The following is a 26,321-nucleotide window of genomic DNA, read 5'->3' on the forward strand; positions in this document are numbered from 1 at the left end:
GTCCAAATTGGTGACTAACTTATTTTAAAGTGGTGACTAATCAATTTAGTCACCACTTTAGTCCCACTTTTTATCAAACAATAGCAAACAATGACGAACCTGTAAAAACAAAAAAATCCGTAATAACCTGTGTTATAAAGGATTTTCTTACTTGCTGGTACAGCTTAAAACATCATTCCACGTTTTGGATCTGCTCGCGCATCTGCTCAATGAGTACTTTTAGTTCGACGGCTGCGGCGGTGACCTCGCTACTGATAGATTTAGAAGCTAGGGTGTTAGATTCGCGGTTAAATTCTTGCATCATAAAATCGAGTCTGCGACCTTGAGCGCCGCCTTTATTGAGGATGCGACGCGTCTCGGCTACGTGGGCGTCGAGTCGGTCCATCTCTTCGGCGACGTCCATTTTCTGGGCGAGGAGTACCATTTCTTGTTCTATACGAGCGGGATCGAGCTCGCCCTGAATTTCGCTTAAACGATTGGTGATTTTATCGCGCTGCCATTGCATAACGTTTGGCATGTGTTCACGCACAATAGCGACTTGCTCGACAATTTGATCAAGGCGAGTCTGTAGCATGGTGTTGATTGCATCGCCTTCACGACCGCGTGCTTCGATAAACTGCGCAACGGCATCATCGAATGCAACTAATAACTCTTTACTGATAGCGTCCATATCTTGCTCGCTACCCGACATCACGCCTGGCCAACGTAGTACGTCGACGACGTTGATTTCGCCTTGACCGGCCTCTTGCTTTACCCAGTTAGCGGCTTGAATAATTTGCGCTGCTAAGGCTTGGTTGAGTTGTAGGTTGCTGTCTTTATTTTCACCTAGGTCATAGCGTAGATTAACTTCGATTTTACCGCGATTTAAACGTTTGCGCAGACGGTCTCTAAGCACTGGCTCTAGGCTGCGAAGTTGCTCTGGTAGGCGTAGGTAGGTTTCTAGATAACGCTGATTAACCGAGCGGATCTCCCAAGAGGCGGTGCCCCATTGTGCTTTGTGCTCGATGCGAGCGTAGGCTGTCATGCTTTGGATCATGGTTATTCCAATAGTCTAAATCGATAAAGTTAGCCTCGATTATAGTCCGATGACCTCATGGGTTAAAGTAAACTCTGTCTGTTTCGGCTTTCGGTAGTGAATATCATGGCATCCGTCGTCTCAAGCCCCTATAATATGCAGCCAATTTAGCTTTTCATATTTCAAAACAGGAATTTCCTATGCGCCCAAGTGACAGAACGCCCGCTCAATCTCGTCCAGTAACTATTACTCGACAGTTTACCGCTCACGCAGAAGGTTCTGTTTTGGTTGAATTTGGTGAAACCAAAGTACTTTGTACAGCCAGCTTCACCGAAGGTGTGCCGCGTTTTCTAAAAGGCCAAGGCCAAGGTTGGGTAACGGCTGAATACGGTATGTTGCCACGTTCTACTCATAGCCGTATGGATCGTGAAGCGGCCCGTGGTAAACAATCTGGTCGTACGCAGGAGATCCAGCGTCTTATTGGTCGTGCACTACGTGCTGCGGTTGATATGAAAGCACTTGGCGAGAACACCATAGTTATCGATTGTGACGTGATTCAGGCCGATGGTGGCACGCGTACCGCTGCTATCACTGGTGCATGTGTGGCATTGGTTGACGCGCTGAACTGGGCTCGTGGTAAAGGGATCATTAAGAGCAATCCGCTTAAGTTCCTTATCGCAGCGGTTAGCGTGGGCATCTATAAAGGTGAGCCAATTTGTGACCTTGAATATATCGAAGATAGTGCCGCTGAAACCGACATGAACGTGGTAATGACCGAAACGGGCAAGATCATTGAGATCCAAGGCACCGCAGAAGGCGAGCCGTTTAGCCACGAAGAGTTGCTCAGTCTACTTGAACTGGCCAAGCACGGTATTCGTGAAATCGTCGATGTGCAGAAAGCCGCATTGAGCTAAATCATTCGTTTGTTATTAGGGCCCCGAAGGGGTCCTTTTTTTGAGTAAAATTTTACATATTATACGTTACCCTACATTTTTAAGGAGAGATTGTGAAAGCCTATCAACGTGAGTTTATTGAGTTTGCCCTTGAGCGTCAGGTATTACGATTTGGCGAATTTACGTTAAAGTCAGGCCGCACTAGCCCTTACTTTTTTAATGCGGGCCTTTTTAACACAGGCCGTGATTTAGCGCGTCTTGGACGTTTTTATGCATCGGCGCTGATGGATGCTGGCATCGAATATGATCTGCTGTTTGGCCCAGCATACAAAGGCATCCCGATTGCCACGACAACTGCGGTAGCACTTTGTGATCATCATGATGTCGATATGCCGTATTGCTTTAACCGCAAAGAGAAAAAAGATCACGGCGAAGGTGGGTCGTTAGTGGGCAGTGAGCTGACGGGCAAGGTGATGTTGGTCGATGATGTGATCACAGCAGGTACAGCGATCCGTGAGTCGATGGATATTATTCAGGCCCATGATGCGAGCTTAGCGGGCGTCTTGATTGCGCTCGATCGCCAAGAAAAAGGCAAGGGTGAGTTGTCGGCGATCCAAGAAGTGGAACGTGACTATGGCTGCGCGGTGATCGCGATTATTAAGCTCGCTGACTTAGTTGATTATTTAAGTGAAAAGCCAGGCATGGAAACCGAGTTGGCCGCGGTGAGTGCTTATCGCGCCCAGTACGGGATTTAAGCGATAACGTAAAGAGTTAGTGCGCTCGAGAGTTCAGGTTAAAGCTGTATGTTAGCTCTCGGTTAAAAAAAGCAAAATCTTAATGTAAGATTTTGCTTTTTGTTTTTACCCTCTAGTAAAAGGTTGCTGCATTTTGCTTTTCATCATTACCGCATTCTATGGATTAATCTTAATTGCAAACGGTGCTTACAGTGCAACGGATATTATCATCACAGACCATCTCGGTGGACTTACAAGTTTGACTACCTGAAAAACTAATGGGGACACCGAGGGACGCCCCAAGCTGGATCAATGATGGCAGATATATCTTGGTAGCTGATTGCATTAAGTTTTTAAACTGATGTGTACTTTGTGGAATAGGCGTCCCATCAGCAAAAACTGCAACGCCATCGTAAGTGATTTTAACCTCGAAATTAGTCCCTATTTTGACCAAAGAAATATTTACTCTAGATAATGTACCATCAGGAAATTTAACATAAAAAGTATTACTACTTGGCAGGATATGACTAAATGGGCCGATTGAAAGGTTTAAGTTTCTGGCTTGAATTTCGAGGAGAGATAAAGTTCTGTTAATCGTTGTTTGGCTGTTTAAATATTGATTGATGTAGTCAGCAATAGTTACAGTCACTGCGGGGTTCATTACTATATCTGCAGCGCTTGGGATAATAAAATCATCTGGTAACTCTTCTGCAGAGTTATAAAGGTTTTCCCCGTTGGGTCCCAGCTGGATTATTGCATTTTCATAGGCTCTTTCTAACTCTATAGTTGCGGCCGTTTTAGGTTGTAGCTCAGATACATTGAATATTCTCGGAATATTAGTATTTGGATGTTCTTCTCCTTCACGTTGAATAATTTTGAATTCATTAACCGTTCGGTTGATATAATTAAAAACAAATACCCTGTCATTATTATTAAGCATAGGAATTTGAGTTGCGGCTAACCCTTGCTGGGCGACACCACAATCATTACAGGTGGTATAGGTTATCCTTGCGTAAGCATTAGACATAGTAATAAAGCTACTTAGTAATATGAAACTAAACATAGTGAAGACGTGTTTCATATTTATATCTTCCTTGACTAGGGTATAAATCCTTAATTATAGATAACCCGCATTGCATGATATTTGAGCAGTAATTTTTGAAAACTAAGATAGTCGATTAGTGAAGTCAAGTTTTTTGTTGATTAAATGTTGCGGCCGAGGCCGCAGCATGAGTAGTTTGATAAGCTTTATTGATGTAGAAATTCGGCGCGGGTGGCTGGGTTAGATTTAAAAATACCGCCCAGTGCCGTAGTGGTGGTGGAGCTGGTGGAGTCCATTACACCACGTGACTTAACGCAGTAGTGCACCGCGTCCATCTTTACTGCCACATCTTGGGTCTCAAGTAGCGTTTGCAGTGCTACGAGTACCTGCTGGGTTAGGCGTTCTTGCACTTGGGGGCGCTGAGCAAAGAAGCGTACGATACGGTTGATTTTCGATAAGCCAATAATGTTTTTGCGTGGCAGGTAGGCCACGGTCGCGACGCCGTCTATGGTCACTAAGTGATGCTCGCAGGTACTGGTGAGGCTGATATCCTTCACCTTAACCATCTCATCAAACCCCATCTTATTTTCGATAACAGTGATCTTGGGAAAGTTAGCATAGTCGAGACCAGAGAAAATCTCGTCAACATACATCTTGGCAATGCGTTTTGGGGTGTCGACTAAGCTGTCGTCACGTAAATCCAGAGACATTAAGGTTAAGATCTCACGCATATGGTGTTCTATCTTTTCTTTGCGCTCATTGGCGCTGAGTCCACAAGGTACCATAGGGGTCTCTAACCCCCGCGCTAATAATGCGGTTTGCACCTGTTGTGCTGCTTCACTTAATGCCATTGGATCCTCCACCATATTGATAGTGGTTAGTTCAATTGCGGTAAATTATCAATAATATGAATATTTTGCCGCTTCAAAGTAATGATTATAGATCGCCTATCTAGGTAAAGGCTAATAGGCGGGCAAGGAGAATACCCTGAATGACGGCCAATTTATACCCAGAAAACGTAGGGGAATAGCAAAAAAGCCGATGTTGATAATCGGCTTTTTAATTCGGAGCTGAAGGATGAAGCGGATTTAACCATCAAATGCTTAGGTGATAGACATGCTACAGCGGCATAGGATGTTGCTAACCGCCATCAGCTTTGTCTCGGTTAACTTTGTAGTAATTGCAGCTGAATAAAGTTCCACTGTTCGACAAAATGTGTGGTGGGTTTTTGCTTAAAGTCGCTGCGAACAAACTGGGCGATACGGCCTTCAGCAACGGCTAATAATAAGTTAGCCAAAATGGCTTCGTCTAACTGAAAGCCTTTGCCTTCGCGCAGGGTCTTTTCGCGTAAAATCTGTTTTAAGTGGGTTTCGACTTTTGAAAATATTTGGCTGGTGCGGCTGCGTAGACGCTCATTTTCGCCAAGCAGTGCATCGCCATTGAGTACGCGTGAGATGCCAGGGTTACGCTCGGCGAAGACCAGTAGCAGCTGCAGTAATAGCTGGCAGCGCTTCATGGTGTCTTTTTCATCGTCCATGATCAGATTGATGCGCGACAATAATGACTCTTCAATAAAGTCGATAAGCCCTTCAAACATTCTGGCTTTACTGGGAAAGTGACGATACAGCGCCGCTTCTGACACGCCCACTTCTGCGGCGAGTTTAGCCGTGGTGATACGTTGGCCCGGGCTGGTTTCTAACATGGTGGCGAGGCATTGCAGAATGTGTTCACGACGATTGATTTTAGGGCTTGCAGCCATTTAAGTTTCCTTTACTCAATTACTACAGGAGCCGATGGTATAAGTTAATCACCATGGCTCTCTAATTATACTTGTCTGGCGTGGCAGATTATTGGGTGCCTGAGTGGCCGAAACCACCTTCACCTCTATCTGAACTATCAAACTCATCAACCAGCTTAAACTCAGCTTGCACCACAGGCACAAACACCAGTTGTGCCAGTCGGTCGCCAATTTCTAGGCTGAAAGGTTCATTGCTGCGATTCCAGCAGGAGACCATTAATGGCCCCTGATAATCTGAGTCGATAAGGCCGACTAAGTTGCCCAACACTATGCCGTGTTTATGGCCTAAACCTGAGCGAGGTAAAATGATCGCCGCTAGGCTAGGGTCAGCAACGTGCACTGCAATGCCTGTTGGGATTAACTGGGTTTCACCCGGTGCAATCACTAAGGTGGTGTCAAGCATGGCACGAAGATCCATGCCAGCACTGCCAGGGGTGGCATAAGCGGGCAGTGGAAACTGTGAACCTATACGTGAATCTAAAATTTTTAGTTCAATTGGTGTCTTCATGCTGTTTTCATCTGCTGTGCAATTAAGGTGAGTAACTGTCTGGCTAAGGTCAGCTTATCGGTTGCGGGTAACTCATACTGACCATGAGACCAGAAGACGGTTAGCGCATTGGTATCACTATTAAAACCCTGCGAGGGATCTGATACATCGTTAGCGGCAATCATATCCAAATTTTTACGCTTAAGCTTGTCTTTTGCATAATGCGCCACGTCTTGGGTTTCTGCGGCAAAACCGACAGTAAACGGCCGCTGTGGGTGGGCGGCAACGCTGGCTAAGATATCAGGATTACGCACTAGCGCAAGTGCCATCTCGTGTGCTGATTTTTTGATTTTATCGGTGGCAATATCGGCAACTCGGTAGTCACAAACGGCGGCGCAGCCGATAAATATATCGCTATGATGCACTTGCTGCATAACGGCGTCGAGCATCTCTTGGGTCGACTCTACGTTGATGCGATTGATGTTTAGTGGGGTTTCAATATTGACTGGCCCTGCCACTATGGTGACTTTAGCACCCATCTCGATGGCGGCTTTAGCAAGGGCAAAGCCCATCTTGCCTGAGCTATGATTGGAAATATATCGCACCGGATCGATGGCTTCGCGCGTGGGTCCTGCCGTGAGTAATAGCGATAGACCTTGTAAGATTTTAGGGGCAAAAAACTGTTCGACTCGCTCGGCAATCACCAGCGGTTCTTCCATGCGTCCTGGGCCCACTTCACCACAGGCTTGATTGCCCGAAGCGGGTCCCCAGATGGTGATATCTCTGCCACGTAGCGAGTCTAAGTTGGCTTGGGTTGCAGCATTGCGATACATCTGTTGATTCATCGCGGGGCACAATACCACGGGAGCCTCGGTGGCTAAGCAAGTGGTGGTGATCAGCTCATCAGCCATGCCAGCATTGATACGAGCAATAAGATTGGCGGTTGCAGGAGCAATCAGCACCATATCGGCCCAGCGGGCTAGTTCAATATGCCCCATAGCCGCTTCGGCTGCGGGGTCAAGCAGATCGCTTGCAACAGGGTGACCAGATAAGGCCTGTAGTGTCAGCGGAGTTATAAATTCTTGAGCACTCTGGCTCATCACCACTCTTACATCGGCGCCACGCTCTTTGAGTCGGCGCACTAAATCAGCCGATTTATAGGCAGCAATACCACCACCAATGCCCAGTAATATCTTTTTATTTGTCAGACTCATATTGATCACTAATCGCGTTAATTTGCCTTGCTTCGCATCCGGCTAACCATACCACAATCAGAGTAAAGTAGAGCAAACAAGTTTGTAAAAACTGAGCCATACTCAATAACTCAAATAAAAATGTGGCAAACATAATTGCCAGCCTAGCGCTGCAACATGGAGGTTGTATGACCATCAAGGATTGGCCCAGCGGTGAGGGTCCAAGAGAAAAGTTATTGCATCAAGGCGCGGCGCAACTGTCAGATGCTGAGTTATTAGCCGTGTTGCTTAGAAATGGCTTGCCGGGCCAAAGTGCGGTGTCGTTAGCTCGCACCATGATAGGTCATTTTGGTGGATTACGAGCCTTGATGTCGGCGAAGCAGAGTGAAATGTGCGTGATTAACGGTATTGGACCGGTAAAATACGCCCAATTGCAGGCTGCAATCGAAATAAGTAAGCGAATTTCGAAAGAAAATCTACAAAGAGGCAAGATTTTAACAGATCCTGATTTAACTCGAGACTATTTAATGAGACAATTAGGGGATCGTGCCTATGAAGTGTTTGCCATCTTATTACTCGATAGCCAACATAGAGTGATTCAGTTCGTTGAATTGTTCCGTGGTACCATAGATTCAGCCTCGGTTTATCCACGTGAAGTGGTCAGCCTAGTGCTTGAGAAAAAAGCCGCGGCCGTCATTGTTTGCCACAATTATCCTTCGGGGGTTGCGGAACCAAGTCATGCCGATCGGCGAATTACTGAGCGATTGAAATACGCGCTAGCAACTATCGATGTTTCGCTGTTAGACCATATGGTTATAGGCGATCATGAGATAGTGTCGTTCGCAGAGAGGGGATGGATAGATTGAATATCCCTTGATCTTTGATTTTAGATGCTGTATAAAATGCGCCCTCTTTGTGTGCCTCGGGCGACGGCCATATTCGAGGTACATTAATGCTCGAGCGTTAAATTGTTTTTGGAGAAGATTGACATGTCAAGAGTATGCCAAGTTACTGGCAAGAAGCCGATGGTTGGTAACAACCGTTCGCACGCTAAGAACGCGACTCGTCGTCGTTTTTTACCTAACCTACAGAACCACCGTTTCTGGTTAGAAGACGAAAAGCGTTTCGTTCAACTACGTGTATCTACTAAAGGTATGCGTATTATCGATAAGAAAGGTATCGAAGTTGTTGTTAAAGAACTTCGTGCCCGCGGCGAGAAGGTGTAATAAACCATGGCTAAAGCTAAAGGTAACCGTGAGAAGATCAAGCTAGTTTCTAGCGCTAAAACTGGTCATTTCTACACGACTGAGAAAAACAAACGTAACATGCCAGAAAAAATGGAAATCAAGAAATTTGATCCAGTTATTCGTCAGCACGTTATGTATAAAGAAGCGAAAATCAAGTAATTCTTGATAACGTTTTTTGAAAGCCCCTACTTGTAGGGGCTTTTTTTTTGCCCTTTTTACACGGGTACCTCGTCCAACAGGTAGGACTCGCCACTGTGGTTGAATAGTCTGTTGCGCGCTCTCTGCATACGCAATTCCTCTCCCAGCTGCACTCATCTTCTATGTCATGCCATCGCGTTTATTTAAGCTTCACCTCGCCTTACCGATAGATTAACTCCAGTGCTTATTTTGTTACTGCTTAATTGAGCTGTGCACTCGTGGGTTTGCTAGATGACGGCAGACTGAACTAATTGTACGAAATGAAAACAAATGCTTTTAAAGTGAATTTAAATGCAATATTATCGGGTTGTTATTCTCATGTGGTCAAAGCTGCTCCCATTTCTTGTTATTTAGAGGTCATACGTGCGCACTACTGAACTAGTCGATGGATTTCGTCATTCTGCATCTTATGTCAATGCACATAGGGGCAAAACATTTGTGGTGATGTTGGGTGGAGAAGCATTAGCGCAAAACCAATTTCGCTCCATCATCAATGATATCGCTTTGCTGCATAGCCTTGGGATCAACATAGTGTTGGTGCATGGTGCACGGCCGCAAATCGATGCCGCCTTAAAGCAACAGCAGTTGATGCCTGAATACTATAACGGCGTGCGTATTACCGATGAAGACTCGTTTAAAGTGATTAAACAGGTGGTCGGTGGGTTGCAGCTCGATATTACCGCGCGGCTGTCGATGAGCTTAAGCAATACCCCGATGCAAGGGGCGCAGATTAACGTGGTCAGCGGTAATTTTGTTATTGCTCAGCCACTAGGTGTCGATAACGGTGTCGATTACTGCCTAAGTGGCAAAGTGAGAAGGATTGATGTTCAGGGCCTAAGGCGTCAATTAGACAACCATGGCATCGTCCTATTAGGCCCTGTGGCGGCATCGGTGACGGGTGAGAGTTTTAACCTCACCGCAGAAGAGGTCGCCACCCAAATTGCCGTGAAGCTCAAAGCCGATAAGATGATTGGTTTTAGCGCCGAAAAAGGCATTTTAGATAGTGATGGCGAAGTGCTGGCGGAGCTGATGCCAACCGATGCACAGCGCATTTTGTCTGAGCAGAGTGAAACCGATGGGTGGTGTGTGGCCACACGGGCCTTTTTGCAGGCGAGTATCGATGCCTGTCGTAATGGAGTGGCCCGTTGCCACTTTGTCAGTTATCTCGATGATGGGGCACTGCTGCAGGAGTTGTTTTCACGCGATGGCATCGGCACGCAAATCGTGACAGAGAGTGCAGAGCGTTTACGTCGTGCCACTATCACCGATATTGGTGGCGTACTAGACTTAATTCGTCCACTGGAACAAAGTGGTATTTTAGTGCGTCGCTCGCGTGAGCAGCTTGAGATGGAGATAGAGCAGTTTATGCTGATTGAGCGTGACGGCTTAGTGATTGGCTGCGCGGCGCTGTATCCGTTTGAGGAGGATAATGCCGGTGAATTTGCGTGTTTGGTAGTGCATCCCGATTATCGCGATGCCGACAGGGGCAGTGTACTGCTAAAAAATATTATTGGTCAGGCCAAGGTTCGCGGATATTCACGATTGTTTGCTTTGACGACTCGCAGTATTCATTGGTTTTTAGAGCAGGGTTTCGAGATTGTCGAGGTTGATTCGCTGCCCAATAAGAAGAAGCAACTGTATAATTATCAACGTAAGTCTAAGATATTGGCACTCGATTTATAGTCAGTATATCCACAAAAAAAACCACGCTTTGACGTGGTTTTTTTGTGTTATTTAGACTGGTATCGTCCGTCATTTAATCAGTGTTGGCGCCTTTTTAATAGCATATCTATGCTAAAGATAACCAGTGCGCTCCAGATGAAGGCGAAGGTGATGCCTTTTTCTAAATCGAACGGTTCATTAAATAGACTAACAGCCAAAACGAACATGATACTTGGGCCAATGTATTGGAAGAAACCTAACATTGACAATGGAATACGTGTCGCAGCTCCGGCAAAACAGAGCAGCGGTACCGAGGTGATCACACCAGCCGCAATAAGTAATAAGTTCATATTGATGTCGTTGGTCAGCATATTTGCAGTGGCCGAATCTAAGGTAGAAACCAGATAGATTACCGCGACAGGAAACAATAGTGCAGTTTCAACCAATAACCCCGTTTTAGCATCAATGTTGACTTTTTTACGCAGTAAACCATAAAAGCCAAATGAGGATGCCAGTGCCAATGACACCAGTGGGATCGACCCAAAAGAGATCAGCTGGATCAGTACTCCAGTACAGGCGAGGCTCACCGCGAACCATTGCAATTTACGTAACCGCTCACCAAGAAATATCATGCCCAACATGACATTTAATAAGGGGTTAATAAAATAACCTAGGCTGGCATCGAGCATGTGATCATTATTCACCGCCCAGATAAACAGTAACCAGTTGCCGGCAATTAATACCGAGGTGATGGCCAATACGCCCAGTTGTTTAGGGCGGCGGAATAGGGCTCTAAGCTTAGAAAAACCACCGATAAATTGCATGAGGATGATCATAAATACAAAAGACCAAATCACGCGGTGAAGTAGTATTTCTGTCGCAGACACATTGTGTAATAGTTTGAAATATAAAGGGGCAAAGCCCCAAAGGCAGTATGCGCAAAGCGCCAATACTACCCCTTTGCGATATTCAGTATCGGCCATAACCTGGGATTCTAGTCGTAACAAGGAGACGCATTGTAGGGCGCAAGTGGTTTGGACTCAAGCAGGTTATGTGCTCGTGTGAACGAGCAGTAAGCCACCTATTATGACCGTTTCAACTTAGGCTACACGGCGCAATTGCACTGCTGTTTTAACTGGCGTTAGCCCACCATGTAAGTGCCAGTACCAAAGGCGATGTGAGAGCCCTGCTCGTTATGCAGCTCCATGCGGCAGACGGAAACACGATTGCCCGCACGAATCACCGTGCCCGTGCCGGTAAATATCTCGCCTCTGCCTGGGCGTAAGTAATCGACACGTAGATCGATAGTTCCAAGGGTGGTTAAGCGTTGTTGTAAGGCATCTAGGCTCCAATCATCCCGGCTGGCTACCAGTCCTGAAAATGCAGTCAGACCACCCACTACATCGAGCACAGTGGCGGTTACGCCGCCATGTAAAATGTGTTGATGAATATTACCAATTAACTGAGGCTTCATTTTTACTACTACTTCGACACCGTGGATATTGTAATGTTGAATATGCAGGTCGAGCAGATTATGAAATGGCACTTGTTGGTCAAATATCTCGGCGACGCTGGCCAAAACCTGTGCTTGAATTGCGGTTGTCATTAAGTGTTTGCTCCATTAATCATCGGCTTGGTATAGAGTAATTAATCTATATCTAAACAATGCTATGAAGCAAGCTTTTGCTTAATATATCACCACTATGGTTAAGCGAGCATGGGGGATGGCAATAAAAAATGGCGCAATTGTCAGCGTAACCGAGACAAGCGCGATGAGCTTGATTAGAATAGGCGGCCCGATTGATGACTATGATGCCCAATGGATTCTGCAGTAACCCAAGTTGAACCCCTTAACACAGATCCGCTCGCCAGTTGTTTGCAGGCGGTATTTGGTTATCGCACCTTTAGGCAGGGTCAGCGAGAGGTTATTGATCAAGTCTTTCTCGGTCATGATGCGTTGGTTATCATGCCAACAGGGGGCGGTAAAAGTTTGTGTTATCAACTGCCAGCGTTGCTCTTTTCCGGGTTAACTGTGGTGGTGTCTCCCTTGATCTCTTTGATGAAAGATCAGGTTGATAGCCTCAAACAGATGGGCGTCGCGGCGGCATACTTAAACTCATCACAGTCTCGTGAAGCATCGCAACAGATTTTTCAGCAGATGCACCGCGGCGAACTTAAGTTGCTCTATGTGTCGCCAGAACGGCTGTTGATGGACAGTTTTGTTGAGCGTATGCAAGCCCTGCATATTTCGCTATTTGCCATCGATGAAGCGCATTGTATTTCTCAATGGGGACATGACTTTAGGCCCGAATATGCGGCGTTAGGTCGCCTTAGACAACTGTTTGCCCATGTGCCCATTATGGCCTTGACAGCCACGGCGGATCAGGCCACCCGCCAAGATATTTGTCAGCGCCTTGGGATCAACCCCTACGTGCTATTAACCAGTTTCGACCGGCCTAATATCCGCTATACCGTTGCCGAAAAGCTCAATGCCGCCAATCAGCTTAGGCAATTTATTCAGGCGCAAAACGGCAATAGCGGCATTATCTATTGCGGCAGTCGTCGCCGCGTCGATGAAGTCGCTGAGCGGTTACGTCTGCAAGGCTATAAAGCCGATGGTTATCATGCGGGTAAAACACAAGAAGAGCGCGGCGATATTCAAGAGCGTTTCTTAAAAGATCAGTTAGATATTGTGGTAGCAACCGTGGCTTTTGGCATGGGGATTAACAAGTCTAATGTGCGTTTTGTAGTGCATTACGACATCCCTAAGAGCGTCGAGGCCTATTACCAGGAAACCGGCCGAGCTGGACGTGACGGCCTCGATGCCGAAGCGTTAATGCTGTTTGATCCTGCCGATATTGGCCGGGTACGGCATCTAATTGAGCAGGCTGAACCTGGGCCACAACAACAGGTCGAATTTCATAAGCTCAATACGATGGCGGCGTTTGCCGAGGCGCAAACGTGTCGACGTCAGGTGTTGCTGCATTATTTTGATGAGAGTGCGTCTGAACCCTGTGGTAACTGTGACATCTGTTTAGATCCCCCTAAACGCTACGATGGGGTTGAAGATGCACAAAAAGTATTGTCGTGCATTTTTAGACTGCAACAGAAATTTGGTATTAACCATTTGATCGAAGTGCTACGGGGCTCAAAGTCGGCTGGCGTGGTCGATAGAGGGCACGATAAACTCTCAACCTGGGGTATAGGTAAAGATAAGAGCCATGAATTTTGGCTTAGTATTATCAGACAGATCATTCATTTAGGTTTTGCGAGCCAAGATATCACTCGTGGCTCATCTATTAAGCTCAACCCTCAAGCGCGGGCGGTGCTCAAAGGCGAATTACCTTTGTTATTAGCCGAGCCGCGCATCACCTTAACCACAGATGTCAAACGTCGTGGCAACAGTCGTGCGCCGTTAAATTACGACCGAAAATTGTTTGCTCGCCTAAAGTTACTGCGTCGCAGTTTGGCCGAAGAGTTGGATGTCCCACCCTATCTGGTGTTTAACGATGCGACATTAGCCGAGATGGCCGCGATGTTACCCACAAGCCCAGGTGAGATGTTAGCGGTCAATGGCATAGGTGAAACTAAACTCAAGCGTTTTGGCGATGAGTTTCTCGATGAGATCAGCGATTACCTAGCCGAAGGTTCATAACGCGGGATTAACGGCCTAATTGTTCATTGTGTCGACTGAGTTGATCTATGCCCGCACGCTTAGTCAGTGATGACAAGGTGTCGTAATATTGCATCTCTGCCATACCTATCCTGACTTTATCACCGCCCGGTAATGGGGCTATAACCGCTTTTAACTGTTTGACTATCTCTTTCGCCCCAGAGAGGGAGGTAAAAGGCAGCATGATAAGCAACTGGTCGCTGGCTTTATCGAGCATAATATCTTGTTGGCGAAGTTTTCGTCGTACCTCATCCAATAATGTGGCGACATCGCTAGGCGCAAGATGGCTTGGATTAATCAATAAAATTGTTATTGGGTATCCAATCTGTTTGGCGCTGGCAATCAGTGCCAACATCCTTTCTTGGGGCGTCAATGGTGCATCTTGGTGTGGCATCTGTGGTGCGGCGTGCTCTTTGCGTAAACGAGATAACAACATCAGTAAGGGTAATAACAGGGCGAACACGAGAATAGCAATTAAGCCATAGTTATCATTGATACTAGCATCGAGCTTGATGGGCTTGGGCGGCTGGTTTTGTGCCAGTTTTTGGTAGCGGCCAAGTTGCGCCTTAATTTGTAAGAGGCGAGTGTTTTTTAAAAATTCATAACTGCTTTTAATACTGTCCACACGCTGTAGTTGGTAATGATAGGCTTGGCGATAGTTACCCATCCCAACAAAGTATTCACTCAATAGCTGATAGCAAATGACCAATTCATCATATTGATTCGTACGTTGTCCTATTGCGATGGCTTGCTGCATCAAGTCTAATCCTTGCTGCTCCTCACCATTGGCTAACTGGATCCGCGCCAGTAAACGAGTGGCTCTTAGGCTATCATTAATCTTTTTGTTTTTATTAAAGGTATTAAGCGCGATATTAAGCAGTTGGATGGCATTTTTGTCGTTGTTACGCAGAAATTCTACCTCGGCGAGCTCGGTGTAACTTTCGGCGAGTTCGTTGGCCGTAGCGAGTTCAGGCATTAAAATTTTAGCCTCTAAAATCATATCGTCCCTGAACTTTACCTCTTGATTCTCGTGCGCGATCTTTGCCAATGCTAACAAGATATTCAGTCTGACTTTGCCTATCGTTTGCGGATAAGTTAGCGCCAGTTTTGCCGTATTAAAAGATTGGTTAAGTTGACCTTTTTTTCTTAATAACTTGGCTCTGGCTAATTGCAGATAAGCCTGTGGTGGAGTGATCCATTGAGTAGGTTGGCGTAAAGCTGCTGGATAGATATCTCGTGCTAAACGAAAGTCTTCTAATGCACTGCTGTCGTTTTCTATGTGGGTATCTATTTGTCCACGTAGCATTAAGCCGTTAACTAAAGACTGAGGCTGTTCAAATTCTCTAGATTGATAAATGGCGGTATCGAGTAATGTTAAGGCTTGGCGTAGATCGCCGTAATCAATATAGGCTTCTGCCATGCAGTTTAAGAAATAGGGGCTAGCTTGTTGGATATCAAGAGATTTTGCTTTGGCATCGCCCATGCGTGCTAAGTTGATGGCCGCTTCGTTTTCGCCTAGTTGCACCAAGGCGTGACACTTAAGCAGTGATAATCTTAGCCGCGGTATAGACGTACTATTCTTGTCATTTAGGCGCTGCTCTATGATGGCAATACTCGACAGCGCGTCACTAGGGTATTGATAAACAATGGCGGAGAGTTCATCTAACTCTGTCACAGTGTCTGCCCAAGAGGGCCACAGCCATAGGCTGAAGCTGAACACTATGAGACGAAAATCCATTTTTAAAACTCCGAAACCAAACCGTTAAAAATATTCCATTGGTCGCATTATACTGAGTTTTTATCGGTGAATGCATAAAAATTACTGCCTTCACTTGTAAAGCGTGATCTTGCTGGCGTTACATTTATCTTAGTGTAAAGAGGCTGTTTGTTGGTCGAATATGCAGTTATATCGCCACAATCTGTACGGTAAATCGACGTTGTTATGGTGATGTTTCATTAAATGTGAAAAATATGGGGTTGACTATTTAGGCTGCACACGTTAAAAAGTTAAGCGTTACCTCGAAAATATCGAATAATTAATTATTTTTTTTGAATAGATAAAAGATGAATACTAACCGTGCATTACTCAACCTCATTATTCTCCTTCTCGCAGAACCTGCGCGGAGAATGTAGTGTTGCACGCTTAATAACACCAACAGCATTCATAAACCCCGCGCTCAACACCGCGGGGTTTTTTTGTATATGGATTGGATAAAAACGCAACATAGAACCTAGTCGTTCCACGGAGAAACGAGATGTCTAACCGAGTGATAATATTTGATACAACCTTACGTGACGGTGAGCAAGCGCTGGCGGCCAGTTTAACGGTGAAGGAAAAATTACAGATAGCACTATCACTGGAACGACTCGGTGTAGATGTGATGGAGGTAGGCTTTCCTGTATCTTCACCTGGCGATTTCGATTCGGTGCAAACCATTGCCCGCACGATTAAAAATAGTCGAGTCTGCGCCTTAGCTCGTGCGCTAGAGAAAGACATTGACGCTGCTGCTCAGTCGTTATCGGTTGCGGAGCAATTTCGTATTCACACTTTTATCTCTACCTCGACCATACATGTAGAAAGTAAGTTAAAACGCTCTTTTGACCAAGTACTTGAAATGGCGGTGGCGGCAGTCAAATACGCCCGTCGTTTTACCGATGATGTCGAGTTTTCCTGCGAAGATGCAGGGCGCACGCCAATCGATAATCTTTGCCGAATGGTGGAAGAAGCCATTAAGGCGGGCGCCAAGACCATCAATATTCCAGATACTGTGGGTTATACCATCCCCAGCGAGTTTGGCGGCATCATTGAAACCCTGTTCAACCGTGTGCCTAATATCGATCAAGCGGTGATCTCTGTGCATTGCCACGATGACTTAGGGTTATCAGTGGCTAACTCAATTACCGCGGTGCAGCACGGTGCTAGACAGATTGAATGTACCGTCAATGGTATCGGCGAGCGTGCCGGCAACTGCTCGCTAGAAGAGATCGCCATGATCTTGGCCACTCGAAAAGCGGCATTAGGGTTAGAAACGGGCATTAATGCCAAAGAGATCCACCGCACCTCTAACCTCGTCAGTCAGCTTTGTAATATGCCAGTGCAAGCCAATAAGGCAATTGTGGGGGCAAATGCGTTTACTCACTCTTCGGGTATCCATCAAGATGGCATGCTTAAGGCGCAAAATACCTATGAGATCATGACGCCCGAGAGCATAGGGCTAAATCGTAATAATTTGAATATGACCTCGCGCTCAGGCCGCCATGTGATTAAGCATCGCATGCAAGAGATGGGCTATGCCGAGCACGATTATGATATGGATACTCTCTATGAGGCTTTCTTAAAGCTGGCGGACAAAAAAGGCCAAGTGTTTGACTATGATCTTGAAGCCTTGGTCTTTATGGAGGCACAGGCCGATGATGAAAATCAATATAAATTGCAACAGTTAGTGGTGCATTCCGATTCCACCCAAGGACAGGCCACCGCGACGGTGACGTTAGAAGTGGGCGAGCAAGTGGTCACCGAAGCCGCCACGGGCAATGGCCCAGTCGATGCCGCGTACAATGCTATTACCCGCGCCAGTGGCTGCCAAATCAATATCTCTAGCTATAAATTAAGCGCCAAGGGCGAAGGCCAAGATGCCCTAGGTCAAGTCGACATTACCGCTAAGTACCATGAGCAGAATTTCCATGGCGTCGGGTTGGCAACCGATGTGGTTGAAGCCTCAGTACAAGCCCTTATCCATGTGATGAACCTAACATGGCGTGCCGATAAGGTCGCCGAAAATAAAACTAAAATTCAACAAGGCCGGGCGGTATTAGGTGGCGTGTAACGCCAGCATGAGCGGACCTTTTTGACCATAATTGAGTAAATAAGCAGGGAGTGGGTGATTAATGAGTTATCAAATAGCAGTACTCGCCGGAGATGGTATTGGGCCAGAAGTCATGGCCGAAGCACGCAAGGTACTGAGCGCCGTTGAAGAGCGGTTTAACTTAGCTATCGAATACAGCGAATATGATGTGGGCGGCGCGGCCATCGACAACCACGGTTGTCCATTACCAGAGGTGACCCTCAAGGGGTGTGAAACTGCAGATGCGATATTATTTGGTTCTGTGGGGGGGCCAAAATGGGAACACTTGCCCCCTAATGAGCAGCCAGAGCGCGGCGCGTTACTGCCACTAAGAGGCCACTTTGAGCTGTTTTGTAATATCCGCCCCGCCAAATTGCACACGGGGCTAGAGCACATGTCACCGCTGCGCAGTGACATCTCAGCACAAGGTTTTGATGTGTTATGTGTACGAGAGCTCACTGGCGGTATTTACTTTGGTAAACCTAAAGGGCGCCAAGGTGAAGGCGAAAACGAAGAAGCCTTCGACACTATGCGTTACAGCCGCAAAGAGATCCGCCGTATTGCCAAAATCGCCTTCGAAGCCGCTCAAGGGCGCCGCAAAAAAGTGACCTCGGTCGACAAGGCCAACGTCTTAGCCTGCTCGGTGTTATGGCGTGAAGTGGTTGAAGAGGTGGCTGCCGATTTCCCCGATGTTGAGCTTGAACATATCTATATCGATAACGCCACCATGCAGCTACTGCGTCGTCCGTTCGATTTTGACGTGATGCTGTGTTCTAACCTATTTGGCGACATCATCTCCGATGAAATCGCCATGTTAACTGGCTCAATGGGCTTATTATCATCGGTCAGTCTTAATAGTGATGGCTTTGGCTTGTATGAGCCTGCTGGTGGCAGTGCACCGGATATTGCAGGCCAAGGCATTGCCAACCCCGTGGCTCAAATCCTTTCAGCCGCCTTATTATTGCGCCACAGCCTTAAGTTAGAACAGGCCGCCGAGGCTATCGAGGTCGCTGTGGCTAAGGCGCTGAGCGACGGTTATTTAACCGCAGAACTATTGCCCGCTAGCGAGCGCGGTAATGCCAAATCAACCCGTGAAATGGGCGATTACATCGCTCAAGCTGTCAGAGAGGCAAAGTAATGGCTAAGACACTCTATGAAAAAGTATGGGACAGCCACATTGTTGCCGCACCCCAAGGAGAAGCACCACTGATCTATGTCGATCGACATTTGGTACATGAGGTGACTTCACCTCAGGCATTTAGTGGCTTAAAGGTGGCGGGTCGTCAATTGCGCGCCCCCGAAAAAACCTTTGCTACCATGGATCACAATACCTCTACCAAGAGTGCCAGCTTAGATGCCCTAAGCCCAATGGCCCGCATTCAGGTAGAAACCTTGGCGCAAAACTGCGAAGAGTTTGGCGTTCGCCTTTATGATATTCACCATAAAAACCAAGGCATAGTGCATGTGATGGGCCCGGAGCTGGGGATCACCTTGCCAGGTACTGTCATTGTGTGTGGTGATTCTCATACCGCGACGCATGGCGCTTTTGGCGCACTGGCATTTGGTATTGGTACCTCTGAGGTTGAGCATGTGATGGCGACGCAGACTCTGCGCCAGCTTAAAGCGAAAACCATGAAGATTGAGGTGCGTGGTCACGTTGCCGATGGCATTACCGCTAAAGATATCGTGCTGGCCATTATCGGTAAAATCGGCATGGATGGCGGTACGGGTTATGTGGTGGAGTTCTGCGGTGAGGCGATTGAAGCCCTGTCGATGGAAGGCCGTATGACTGTGTGTAACATGGCGATTGAGATGGGCGCCAAGGCGGGGATGGTAGCGCCTGATGCAACGACTATCGATTATGTCAAAGGGCGTGAATTTGCACCTAAAGGGGCCGATTGGGAGAGTGCCGTTGCCGCATGGCGTGAATTACGCAGCGATGATGATGCTGTTTTTGATGCTCATGTGGTGTTACAGGCTGCGGACATCGCACCGCAACTGACTTGGGGTACCAATCCTGGTCAGGTAGTGGCTATCGATCAGCCGGTACCTAATCCGCTGGATGAACCCAACCCTACCTCACGCAGCAGTATCGAAAAAGCCCTTGAGTATGTAGCGCTTACAGCGGGCACCCGCATGACAGATGTCTCAATTAATAAAGTGTTTATCGGCTCGTGCACCAATTCGCGTATCGAAGATTTGCGCTCAGCGGCACATCAGGCCAAAGGGCGCAAGGTGGCTGCAGGCGTCACCGCCATAGTGGTGCCAGGCTCAGGCCTAGTGAAAGAGCAGGCCGAGGCCGAAGGGTTAGATAAAATCTTTATCGATGCAGGTTTCGAGTGGCGCTTGCCCGGTTGCTCTATGTGTTTGGCGATGAATGACGACAGGTTAGAAGCGGGCGATCGCTGTGCCTCCACCAGTAACCGTAATTTTGAAGGGCGTCAAGGGCGCGGCAGTCGCACCCATTTGGTGAGCCCAGCCATGGCAGCCGCTGCTGCGGTTGCTGGTCATTTCGTCGATATTCGCAAAGCCTATTAGGAGAGCATTATGCAAGCATTTACCACTCATACTGGCCTAGCGACCATGATTGATAGCGCCAATATCGATACCGATCAAATCATCCCTAAGCAGTTTCTATCTAAGGTGACTCGCGACGGTTTTGGAGTGCATCTTTTTCATGACTGGCGTTATTTTGATGACGCTGGGGATACACCTAACCCTGCATTTAGCTTAAACCAAGCGCGCTATGCCGGCGCGTCAGTGTTGCTCGCCAAAGAGAACTTTGGTTGTGGCTCAAGCCGCGAGCATGCGCCATGGGCCTTAGCCGATTTTGGTTTTAAAGTGATTATCGCCCCAAGCTTTGCCGATATCTTTTATGGTAATTCAATCAATAATGGCCTGTTGCCTGTTTGTTTGACTGAGGCGCAAGTACAACAGTTGATGGATGAGGTCAGCGCTCAGCAAGGTGCTCAGGTGACGGTTGATCTGCAGCGCCAGCAAGTTATTGCCCCTTCAGGCGCCGAGTTTGCTTTTACGATTGCCGAATCGGCGAGGCACAACCTACTCAATGGGTTGGATGCCATCGGTATTAGCTTAACTTACAGCGAGGCTATTGTTGCTTATGAGGCGCAGCTCCCCGCTTGGCGAGCTTAATGTAGCCTTAACTTTTTAGCGTACACTTGTACTGTACCTGTTCAAAATTGGGCCAGTTCAACAATGTGTTGTGCTGGCTTTGTTATATTGGTCGCGTGTAAATGCAAGTAAATTACTTTACTTACAATTGGTTAGGGTTTTTGGATCGTGTTTTTTTATGTAAGTCTAACAAGGATAGTGATTTATGCTGCCATTTTTAACGGGTAAGAGTGAACACTTGTGTTATTAATGTTTTGCATTTATTTATATGATAAATAAGGTCTTTTGTTTTTTGTTATATGCTTCCAGGCTTGGTTAAGTGAACATGGATCACATTTTTAGCCAGTTTTGTATCAGTTTTGTGAGCAGTTTTGTGTGTATTTCACTGCTCGATAATGAGGTTGGCAGCATAATGAACTGAAATGATTTCTTTGCTTGTAAAGATATTCTGCGTAAGTAGACTGCGGCTCACTAAAAGACTGGAGTGATAACTCTAAGTCAGCTGATAACAATAAGAGAGCCACGATGAATAAGCGTATTTTATCTTTAGCGGTACTTGCAGCCATGACTGCACCTTTAACTCAAGTTCAGGCAGCAGGCTTCCAGCTTGCAGAGTATTCAGCCACAGGTTTAGGCCGCGCCTATGCTGGTGAAGCGGCGATAGCCGATAACGCCGCCGTGCAAAACCGCAACCCAGCCATGTTGACCTATTTAGCGGGCACTCAAATCACCGCTGGTGCGATTTTGGTTATGCCAAATATCGATATCAATGGCGAAGTGACTTACACCGATGGTATTAATGCCACTTCTGCACAAGATATTGCCGATGACGCGGTAGTGCCTAACTTTTACCTGTCGCATCAGTTGAATGACCAGTGGTTTTTAGGCCTAGGTATTGGCAGTAACTTTGGTATGGCGACCGAGTTAGATGACAGTTTCCGTGGCACACAGTATGGTAACGAAGCGTCTGTGACCACAATCGAAATCAACCCAAATGTGGCTTACCGTATTAATGATCAGTTCAGTGTTGGTGCGGGTGTCCGTTTAGTCTTAGGTGAAGGTAGCATTGGTGCTAAGAGCTCTGCTGACGTTACATTGCCGCCGCAAATGGGCAGTCTTAAAGTGCCTAAAGGTACAACCCTTAAGTATATGGAAGGCGATGATGTCGCCTGGGGTTGGCAACTAGGTGCCGCTTGGCAGTTAAACGAGGCGCATCGTATCGGTGTTAACTATCGCTCAGCGGTTGATCAAACCCTTGAAGGTGAAGCCAATGGTTTTGCCTTCAACCCACTCGATCCAAGCTTAAAGCTGGCTGGCTCTATGGAGTTGTCGTTGCCGGCAACGGCTGAGATCGCCTCTTTTCACCAGTTAAGTAATGATATTGCGGTGCACGCGAGCATCAATTGGACTGATTGGAGTTCATTTGAAAAGCTAGAAGCCGTGATCCCAGCGCTACCTACGCCAACGCAACTGGTGAAGCAAGAAAACTGGCAAGACAGCTATCGCTTTGCCTTAGGCGCGACCTATGACCTGTCGGCGTTATCGACACTGCGTGCTGGTGTCGCTTATGACAAATCGGCAGTGTCAGATGATAACCGTACCCTCACAATTCCTGAAATGGATCGTGTTTGGGTGAGCGCCGGTTACAGTTATAAGATGAGCAAGCAGTTGGATCTAGATGTCGGCGTTACCTATATCTTTGCCGACGAGTCTGCAGTCAAGGAGCCGCGCCCAGGTATCGCGTCTGATCTAACGTCTGCTCCTTTTGGCGGCACATTTAGCGGTACCACCAGCGGTAACATTATGTTATTCGGTGTTCAGGCAAGCTATCGCTTTTAAGGGCTAACCGGACCTAAAAGGGGTTGAGGCGTTGTGCTTCGCCCCTTTTTTTTATGCAAGTTATTGGGTAGCAGCAGCTTTTAGTATGGGAGGGGAGGTAACTTTTATTCGCAAAATGGATCTTAGGCGATTATATTCTTCTCAATATCAAACCATTATTCACTGTTGCTGATTGTTGCAGTATTACCCCGTCGGCCGTTATGGTGTTATTGGCTTGACCTTAATTCGCATAAGAGGTGCAAAATGAAACCCTTACTCCTAGCTGCAAGCATAGCGCTACTGCCGATGTCGGCTATTGCAACCACCCAGTCAACAGAAGTGGTTAAAAGCTTTATTGACGCCTATAACCAACACAGTGTCGAGCAGATGATGCAGTATGTGACCGATGAGGTTCGCTGGATGCACATTACGGGCAACCAAGTCGATATTGAAACGGCTAACAAAGACCAGTTTGGCGCTGCAATGACTGATTACTTCGAAACCTTAAACCATCCCAAGGCCACTATTTTACAGATGATCGACTCATCGCATTATGTCAGCACGGTCGAGCGAGTCAGTTGGACTCACGAAGGCGAAGAGCTGAGTCAATGTAGTATTGGTAATTTTAGAGTGCAAGAGGGCAAAATTGCCGAGTTTTGGTATTTGCCGGCTCATGCCTGTGATGATATTCCTACAGTGAATCATGCCGATGAAGCGCGTTAACCTCTTAAGTCATAGTGTGGAGTTGTTATAGTGGATAAGCGTTATGTCATCGCACTGGATCAGGGTACAACCAGTTCTCGGGCGATGATTTTTGATCATGATGCCAATATTGTTGCCGTTTCGCAGCGGGAATTTGCACAGATATACCCTAAGGCGGGATGGGTTGAGCATGATCCGATGGAGATCTGGTCATCGCAAAGCTCGACCTTAATCGAAGCCTTAGCACGTGCGGGGATCCATGGCGATGAGGTTGCCGCAATTGGCATTACTAATCAGCGTGAAACCACTGTGGTGTGGGACAAAACCACGGGTAAACCCATTTACAATGCAATTGTGTGGCAGTGTCGTCGCAGTCAGCCCCTGTGTGAGGCGCTTAAGCAGCGTGGCCTAACTCAATATATTCAGCAGACCACAGGTTTATTGCTCGATCCCTATTTTTCGGCCACTAAGATCCGCTGGATTTTAGACAATGTCGCAGGAGCCAGAGAGAAGGCTCAAGCCGGCGACCTGCTGTTTGGCACTATCGATACTTGGTTAGTATGGAAGCTGACAGAGGGCAAGGTGCATGTGACTGATCCCACTAATGCTTCGCGTACCATGCTATTTGATATTCACAAGCAGCAGTGGGATCCGCTGTTACTCGATGAGCTGGATATCCCAGCCTCCATGTTGCCCGAGGTTAAACCCTCATGTGCCATCTATGGTAATACTCGTATTGCTGGGGAGGGCGGTGAGATCCCCGTTGCAGGCATGGCGGGCGATCAGCAGTCGGCGCTTTTTGGTCAGTTATGCATAGATGAAGGTATGGCTAAAAATACCTATGGCACAGGTTGTTTTTTACTGATGAATACTGGCCTGCAGGCGGTGCAATCACGTCATGGGCTATTGACCACTATTGCCATTGGTGCCCAATGCGAAGTGAATTACGCTTTAGAAGGCTCGGTATTTATGGGCGGAGCAACCATTCAATGGCTGCGTGATGAATTAGGGCTTATCCGTGATGCTCAAGATACCGAATATTTTGCCTCAAAAGTGTGCGACACCAATGGCGTCTATCTGGTACCTGCGTTTGTGGGATTAGGCGCTCCTTATTGGGATGCCAATGCCCGTGGCGCACTGGTAGGCTTATCTCGTGGCGCTAACCGTAACCACATTATCCGTGCCGCGCTTGAGGCCATTGCCTACCAAAGTAAGGATCTGCTCGATGCCATGATCAAAGATAGTGGCGTGCAATTAAAGCAGATAAAAGTCGATGGCGGGGCGGTGGCAAATGATTTCTTGATGCAGTTTCAGGCTGATATTACCAATGTTGAAGTGCAGCGTCCCGCTGTTACTGAAACGACCGCCATGGGCGCGGCATTTCTGGCGGGGCTTGCTGTGGGTTTCTGGCAATCTACGGCTGAATTAAAACATAAGGCGGGGGTGGATAGGTGTTTTACTCCGTCGATTAGTCCTGATACGCGTCAAGCGCTATACCAAGGGTGGAAACTGGCGGTCGCGCAAGTCACTGAACATTAATTATTGTGGCTTGTCTGGTCACGTCAAGCTAAGCCAGCCTTAGACGTCAATATCGATATGGGGTAAAGGCGATGATAGCGCTTCATCTTGGGCGCGTTGTTCTTGGGCTTTACGATGTGCACGACCACGACGATCGCCACGCGGGTTGGCACGGCGTTCTTCTTTTTTACGGCGCTCAAGATGCGGCGGTAATTGAGACTGAGGCGCCTCATGACTGTCGGCATGGATAGCCTCAATGTTTTCAGTTTGCTCTACGATCCGCTTACGTTTGGTGATTTGCATCACAGGTCGTGCCAGCATGGCATATACACTGTCTAAACTAATCATGTTGACCTCTGCCTTGGCATTTTCTTTGTTCTCCCCTGTACCTTGTATTAGATTATATCGACCAAACTTGGCTAAATTTTAGTCTATGGCGTTTTTTTATTTTTTACCAATCGTTTTTATTGTGTCGGCAGTGATACTGCGTAATTACGATGATAAGGGGTTGGTGATGTTAAATCAGGTGAGTATTTTCAGCGCGTAAGTTGGTGGGCTATTGATGTTAAGATGTGTGCTTCTGCGAATCCAATGAGGGCAATAATCGCTAACCTTGTCCAATATTAGGGTGACAGATCCACCTAATGGCTGATTTCGGTTATTTGTGGCGATATTTTGTACTTAAACAACGCGCTCCTAGTCCCTCACTCCCGCTTTTTGCCGTGAATTACCCCTGTTATTAAATATTTACAAACATGCCGCTAAGCCGCTTGAATACTGGCTTTATAAATAATTTCATTCCTTGACAATACTTGCATAGTATCTCTAAACTTAGCATCTGTGGGAAATTGTGGATATTTGTGGATCATTTAATTTTAACAAGGATGAATTAACGTGTTTCGTGGTGCGAACGCTATAAACCTTGATACGAAAGGACGGATCGCCATTCCAAAGCGATATCGTGAGACGCTGCACGCCGAATTTAATAGCCAGTTGATTATCACAGTTGATTTTGACGACCCCTGTTTATTGCTATATCCGCTAGAAGCTTGGAAGAAGATTGAAGCCAAGTTATTGCTGTTATCAGACACTCGAAAGACCGAGCGTTCGATGAAGCGCATGTTACTCGGCTATGCCCACGAATGTGAATTAGATACCAATGGTCGCCTGCTATTGCCTCCTCCTCTGCGTCAGTACGCTAACTTAGACAAGCGTGCGATGTTGGTGGGGCAATTGAATAAATTTGAGCTGTGGGATGAAGCGCAATGGCAGCAACAGATCGAACTTAGCCATGAAATGATTCAAAGCGAAGCGTTTGCAGACAGCGAACGTTTGGCTGACTTCTCTTTGTAATAAAGAGATTA

The 26,321-nt window shown here is 46.9% G+C and carries 25 protein-coding genes; 15 read left to right on the forward strand and 10 right to left on the reverse strand.

What is annotated here, in order from left to right; all coding sequences use genetic code 11:
- Positions 1–172: 172 nt before the first annotated feature.
- The gene (locus DVO77_RS12625; RefSeq protein WP_119978591.1) at positions 173–1,036 is read right to left on the reverse strand and encodes a YicC/YloC family endoribonuclease; all 864 of its coding nucleotides are present in this window, start codon (positions 1,034–1,036) and stop codon (positions 173–175) included.
- A gap of 179 nt (positions 1,037–1,215) precedes the next feature.
- Between DVO77_RS12625 and rph the strand changes: the two genes are divergently transcribed.
- Positions 1,216–1,929: a ribonuclease PH gene (rph, locus tag DVO77_RS12630; protein WP_028763040.1), complete on the forward strand. Its 714-nt coding sequence runs from the start codon at positions 1,216–1,218 to the stop codon at positions 1,927–1,929.
- 92 nt (positions 1,930–2,021) lie between these two features.
- A complete protein-coding gene (gene pyrE, locus DVO77_RS12635) occupies positions 2,022–2,663 on the forward strand; it encodes an orotate phosphoribosyltransferase (protein ID WP_119978592.1) in 642 nt (213 codons plus the stop codon).
- A 169-nt stretch (positions 2,664–2,832) separates the two neighbouring features.
- Here the strand turns inward: pyrE and DVO77_RS12640 are convergent, their stop codons facing one another.
- The 5 genes from DVO77_RS12640 to coaBC all read right to left on the reverse strand — a co-directional run bounded on the left by DVO77_RS12640 (position 2,833) and on the right by coaBC (position 7,183).
- Complete coding sequence (locus DVO77_RS12640; protein ID WP_119978593.1) at positions 2,833–3,723, reverse strand: hypothetical protein; 891 nt, start codon at positions 3,721–3,723, stop codon at positions 2,833–2,835.
- A gap of 167 nt (positions 3,724–3,890) precedes the next feature.
- Positions 3,891–4,535: a GTP cyclohydrolase I FolE gene (gene folE / locus DVO77_RS12645; protein WP_110457582.1), complete on the reverse strand. Its 645-nt coding sequence runs from the start codon at positions 4,533–4,535 to the stop codon at positions 3,891–3,893.
- Positions 4,536–4,849: 314 nt separating this feature from the next.
- Positions 4,850–5,443: a nucleoid occlusion factor SlmA gene (gene slmA, locus DVO77_RS12650; protein WP_110457581.1), complete on the reverse strand. Its 594-nt coding sequence runs from the start codon at positions 5,441–5,443 to the stop codon at positions 4,850–4,852.
- Between the two features lie 88 nt (positions 5,444–5,531).
- Entirely contained in the window at positions 5,532–5,990 is a 459-nt protein-coding gene (gene dut, locus DVO77_RS12655; protein WP_119978594.1) for a dUTP diphosphatase, read from the reverse strand.
- Positions 5,987–7,183, reverse strand: a complete 1,197-nt coding sequence (coaBC, locus tag DVO77_RS12660; protein WP_119978595.1) for a bifunctional phosphopantothenoylcysteine decarboxylase/phosphopantothenate--cysteine ligase CoaBC — start codon at positions 7,181–7,183, stop codon at positions 5,987–5,989. The genes dut and coaBC overlap by 4 nt, the downstream gene beginning before the upstream one ends.
- 167 nt (positions 7,184–7,350) lie before the next feature.
- Between coaBC and radC the strand changes: the two genes are divergently transcribed.
- The 4 genes from radC to argA all read left to right on the forward strand — a co-directional run bounded on the left by radC (position 7,351) and on the right by argA (position 10,290).
- Positions 7,351–8,028, forward strand: coding sequence for a RadC family protein (gene radC, locus DVO77_RS12665; protein WP_119978596.1), 678 nt, complete (start codon positions 7,351–7,353; stop codon positions 8,026–8,028).
- Positions 8,029–8,151: 123 nt separating this feature from the next.
- Positions 8,152–8,388, forward strand: a complete 237-nt coding sequence (rpmB, locus tag DVO77_RS12670; protein ID WP_110457577.1) for a 50S ribosomal protein L28 — start codon at positions 8,152–8,154, stop codon at positions 8,386–8,388.
- 6 nt (positions 8,389–8,394) lie between these two features.
- The gene (rpmG, locus tag DVO77_RS12675) at positions 8,395–8,568 is read left to right on the forward strand and encodes a 50S ribosomal protein L33 (RefSeq protein ID WP_028773492.1); all 174 of its coding nucleotides are present in this window, start codon (positions 8,395–8,397) and stop codon (positions 8,566–8,568) included.
- Between the two features lie 402 nt (positions 8,569–8,970).
- Positions 8,971–10,290 (forward strand): amino-acid N-acetyltransferase, encoded by a 1,320-nt coding sequence (gene argA, locus DVO77_RS12680; protein WP_119978597.1) that lies wholly within the window; start codon positions 8,971–8,973, stop codon positions 10,288–10,290.
- 77 nt (positions 10,291–10,367) lie between these two features.
- On the opposite strand, the gene rarD is transcribed toward argA, so the two are convergent.
- Positions 10,368–11,252, reverse strand: coding sequence for an EamA family transporter RarD (rarD, locus tag DVO77_RS12685; protein WP_110457575.1), 885 nt, complete (start codon positions 11,250–11,252; stop codon positions 10,368–10,370).
- Between the two features lie 158 nt (positions 11,253–11,410).
- Positions 11,411–11,875: a thioesterase family protein gene (locus DVO77_RS12690; protein WP_119978598.1), complete on the reverse strand. Its 465-nt coding sequence runs from the start codon at positions 11,873–11,875 to the stop codon at positions 11,411–11,413.
- A 213-nt stretch (positions 11,876–12,088) separates the two neighbouring features.
- On the opposite strand from DVO77_RS12690, the gene recQ reads away from it, so the two are divergent.
- Entirely contained in the window at positions 12,089–13,924 is a 1,836-nt protein-coding gene (recQ, locus tag DVO77_RS12695; protein ID WP_119978599.1) for a DNA helicase RecQ, read from the forward strand.
- A gap of 7 nt (positions 13,925–13,931) precedes the next feature.
- Here the strand turns inward: recQ and DVO77_RS12700 are convergent, their stop codons facing one another.
- On the reverse strand, positions 13,932–15,680 hold the full coding sequence (locus DVO77_RS12700; protein ID WP_119978600.1) for a tetratricopeptide repeat protein: 1,749 nt from the start codon (positions 15,678–15,680) through the stop codon (positions 13,932–13,934).
- Between the two features lie 517 nt (positions 15,681–16,197).
- On the opposite strand from DVO77_RS12700, the gene leuA reads away from it, so the two are divergent.
- The 7 genes from leuA (at position 16,198) to glpK (ending at position 24,978) form a co-directional block, all read left to right on the forward strand.
- Positions 16,198–17,769 carry a 2-isopropylmalate synthase gene (gene leuA, locus DVO77_RS12705; protein ID WP_119978601.1) on the forward strand — a complete coding sequence of 524 codons (1,572 nt, stop codon included), beginning with the start codon at positions 16,198–16,200 and terminating at the stop codon, positions 17,767–17,769.
- Positions 17,770–17,830: 61 nt separating this feature from the next.
- The gene (gene leuB / locus DVO77_RS12710) at positions 17,831–18,925 is read left to right on the forward strand and encodes a 3-isopropylmalate dehydrogenase (RefSeq protein ID WP_119978602.1); all 1,095 of its coding nucleotides are present in this window, start codon (positions 17,831–17,833) and stop codon (positions 18,923–18,925) included.
- On the forward strand, positions 18,925–20,325 hold the full coding sequence (leuC, locus tag DVO77_RS12715) for a 3-isopropylmalate dehydratase large subunit (protein ID WP_119978603.1): 1,401 nt from the start codon (positions 18,925–18,927) through the stop codon (positions 20,323–20,325). The genes leuB and leuC overlap by 1 nt, the downstream gene beginning before the upstream one ends.
- 9 nt (positions 20,326–20,334) lie before the next feature.
- Positions 20,335–20,940, forward strand: a complete 606-nt coding sequence (gene leuD, locus DVO77_RS12720; RefSeq protein ID WP_119978604.1) for a 3-isopropylmalate dehydratase small subunit — start codon at positions 20,335–20,337, stop codon at positions 20,938–20,940.
- A 504-nt stretch (positions 20,941–21,444) separates the two neighbouring features.
- Positions 21,445–22,758 (forward strand): outer membrane protein transport protein, encoded by a 1,314-nt coding sequence (locus DVO77_RS12725; RefSeq protein WP_119978605.1) that lies wholly within the window; start codon positions 21,445–21,447, stop codon positions 22,756–22,758.
- 243 nt (positions 22,759–23,001) lie between these two features.
- On the forward strand, positions 23,002–23,460 hold the full coding sequence (locus DVO77_RS12730; RefSeq protein ID WP_119978606.1) for a nuclear transport factor 2 family protein: 459 nt from the start codon (positions 23,002–23,004) through the stop codon (positions 23,458–23,460).
- A 30-nt stretch (positions 23,461–23,490) separates the two neighbouring features.
- Positions 23,491–24,978 (forward strand): glycerol kinase GlpK, encoded by a 1,488-nt coding sequence (glpK, locus tag DVO77_RS12735; RefSeq protein ID WP_110457565.1) that lies wholly within the window; start codon positions 23,491–23,493, stop codon positions 24,976–24,978.
- A gap of 39 nt (positions 24,979–25,017) precedes the next feature.
- On the opposite strand, the gene DVO77_RS12740 is transcribed toward glpK, so the two are convergent.
- Entirely contained in the window at positions 25,018–25,305 is a 288-nt protein-coding gene (locus DVO77_RS12740; RefSeq protein ID WP_119978607.1) for a hypothetical protein, read from the reverse strand.
- A 546-nt stretch (positions 25,306–25,851) separates the two neighbouring features.
- Here DVO77_RS12740 and mraZ point away from each other — a divergent pair.
- Positions 25,852–26,310, forward strand: coding sequence for a division/cell wall cluster transcriptional repressor MraZ (mraZ, locus tag DVO77_RS12745; protein WP_119978608.1), 459 nt, complete (start codon positions 25,852–25,854; stop codon positions 26,308–26,310).
- Positions 26,311–26,321: the final 11 nt, after the last annotated feature.

The sequence above is a fragment of the Shewanella algidipiscicola genome (assembly GCF_003605125.1).
GTDB classification, from domain to species: Bacteria; Pseudomonadota; Gammaproteobacteria; order Enterobacterales; family Shewanellaceae; genus Shewanella; species Shewanella algidipiscicola.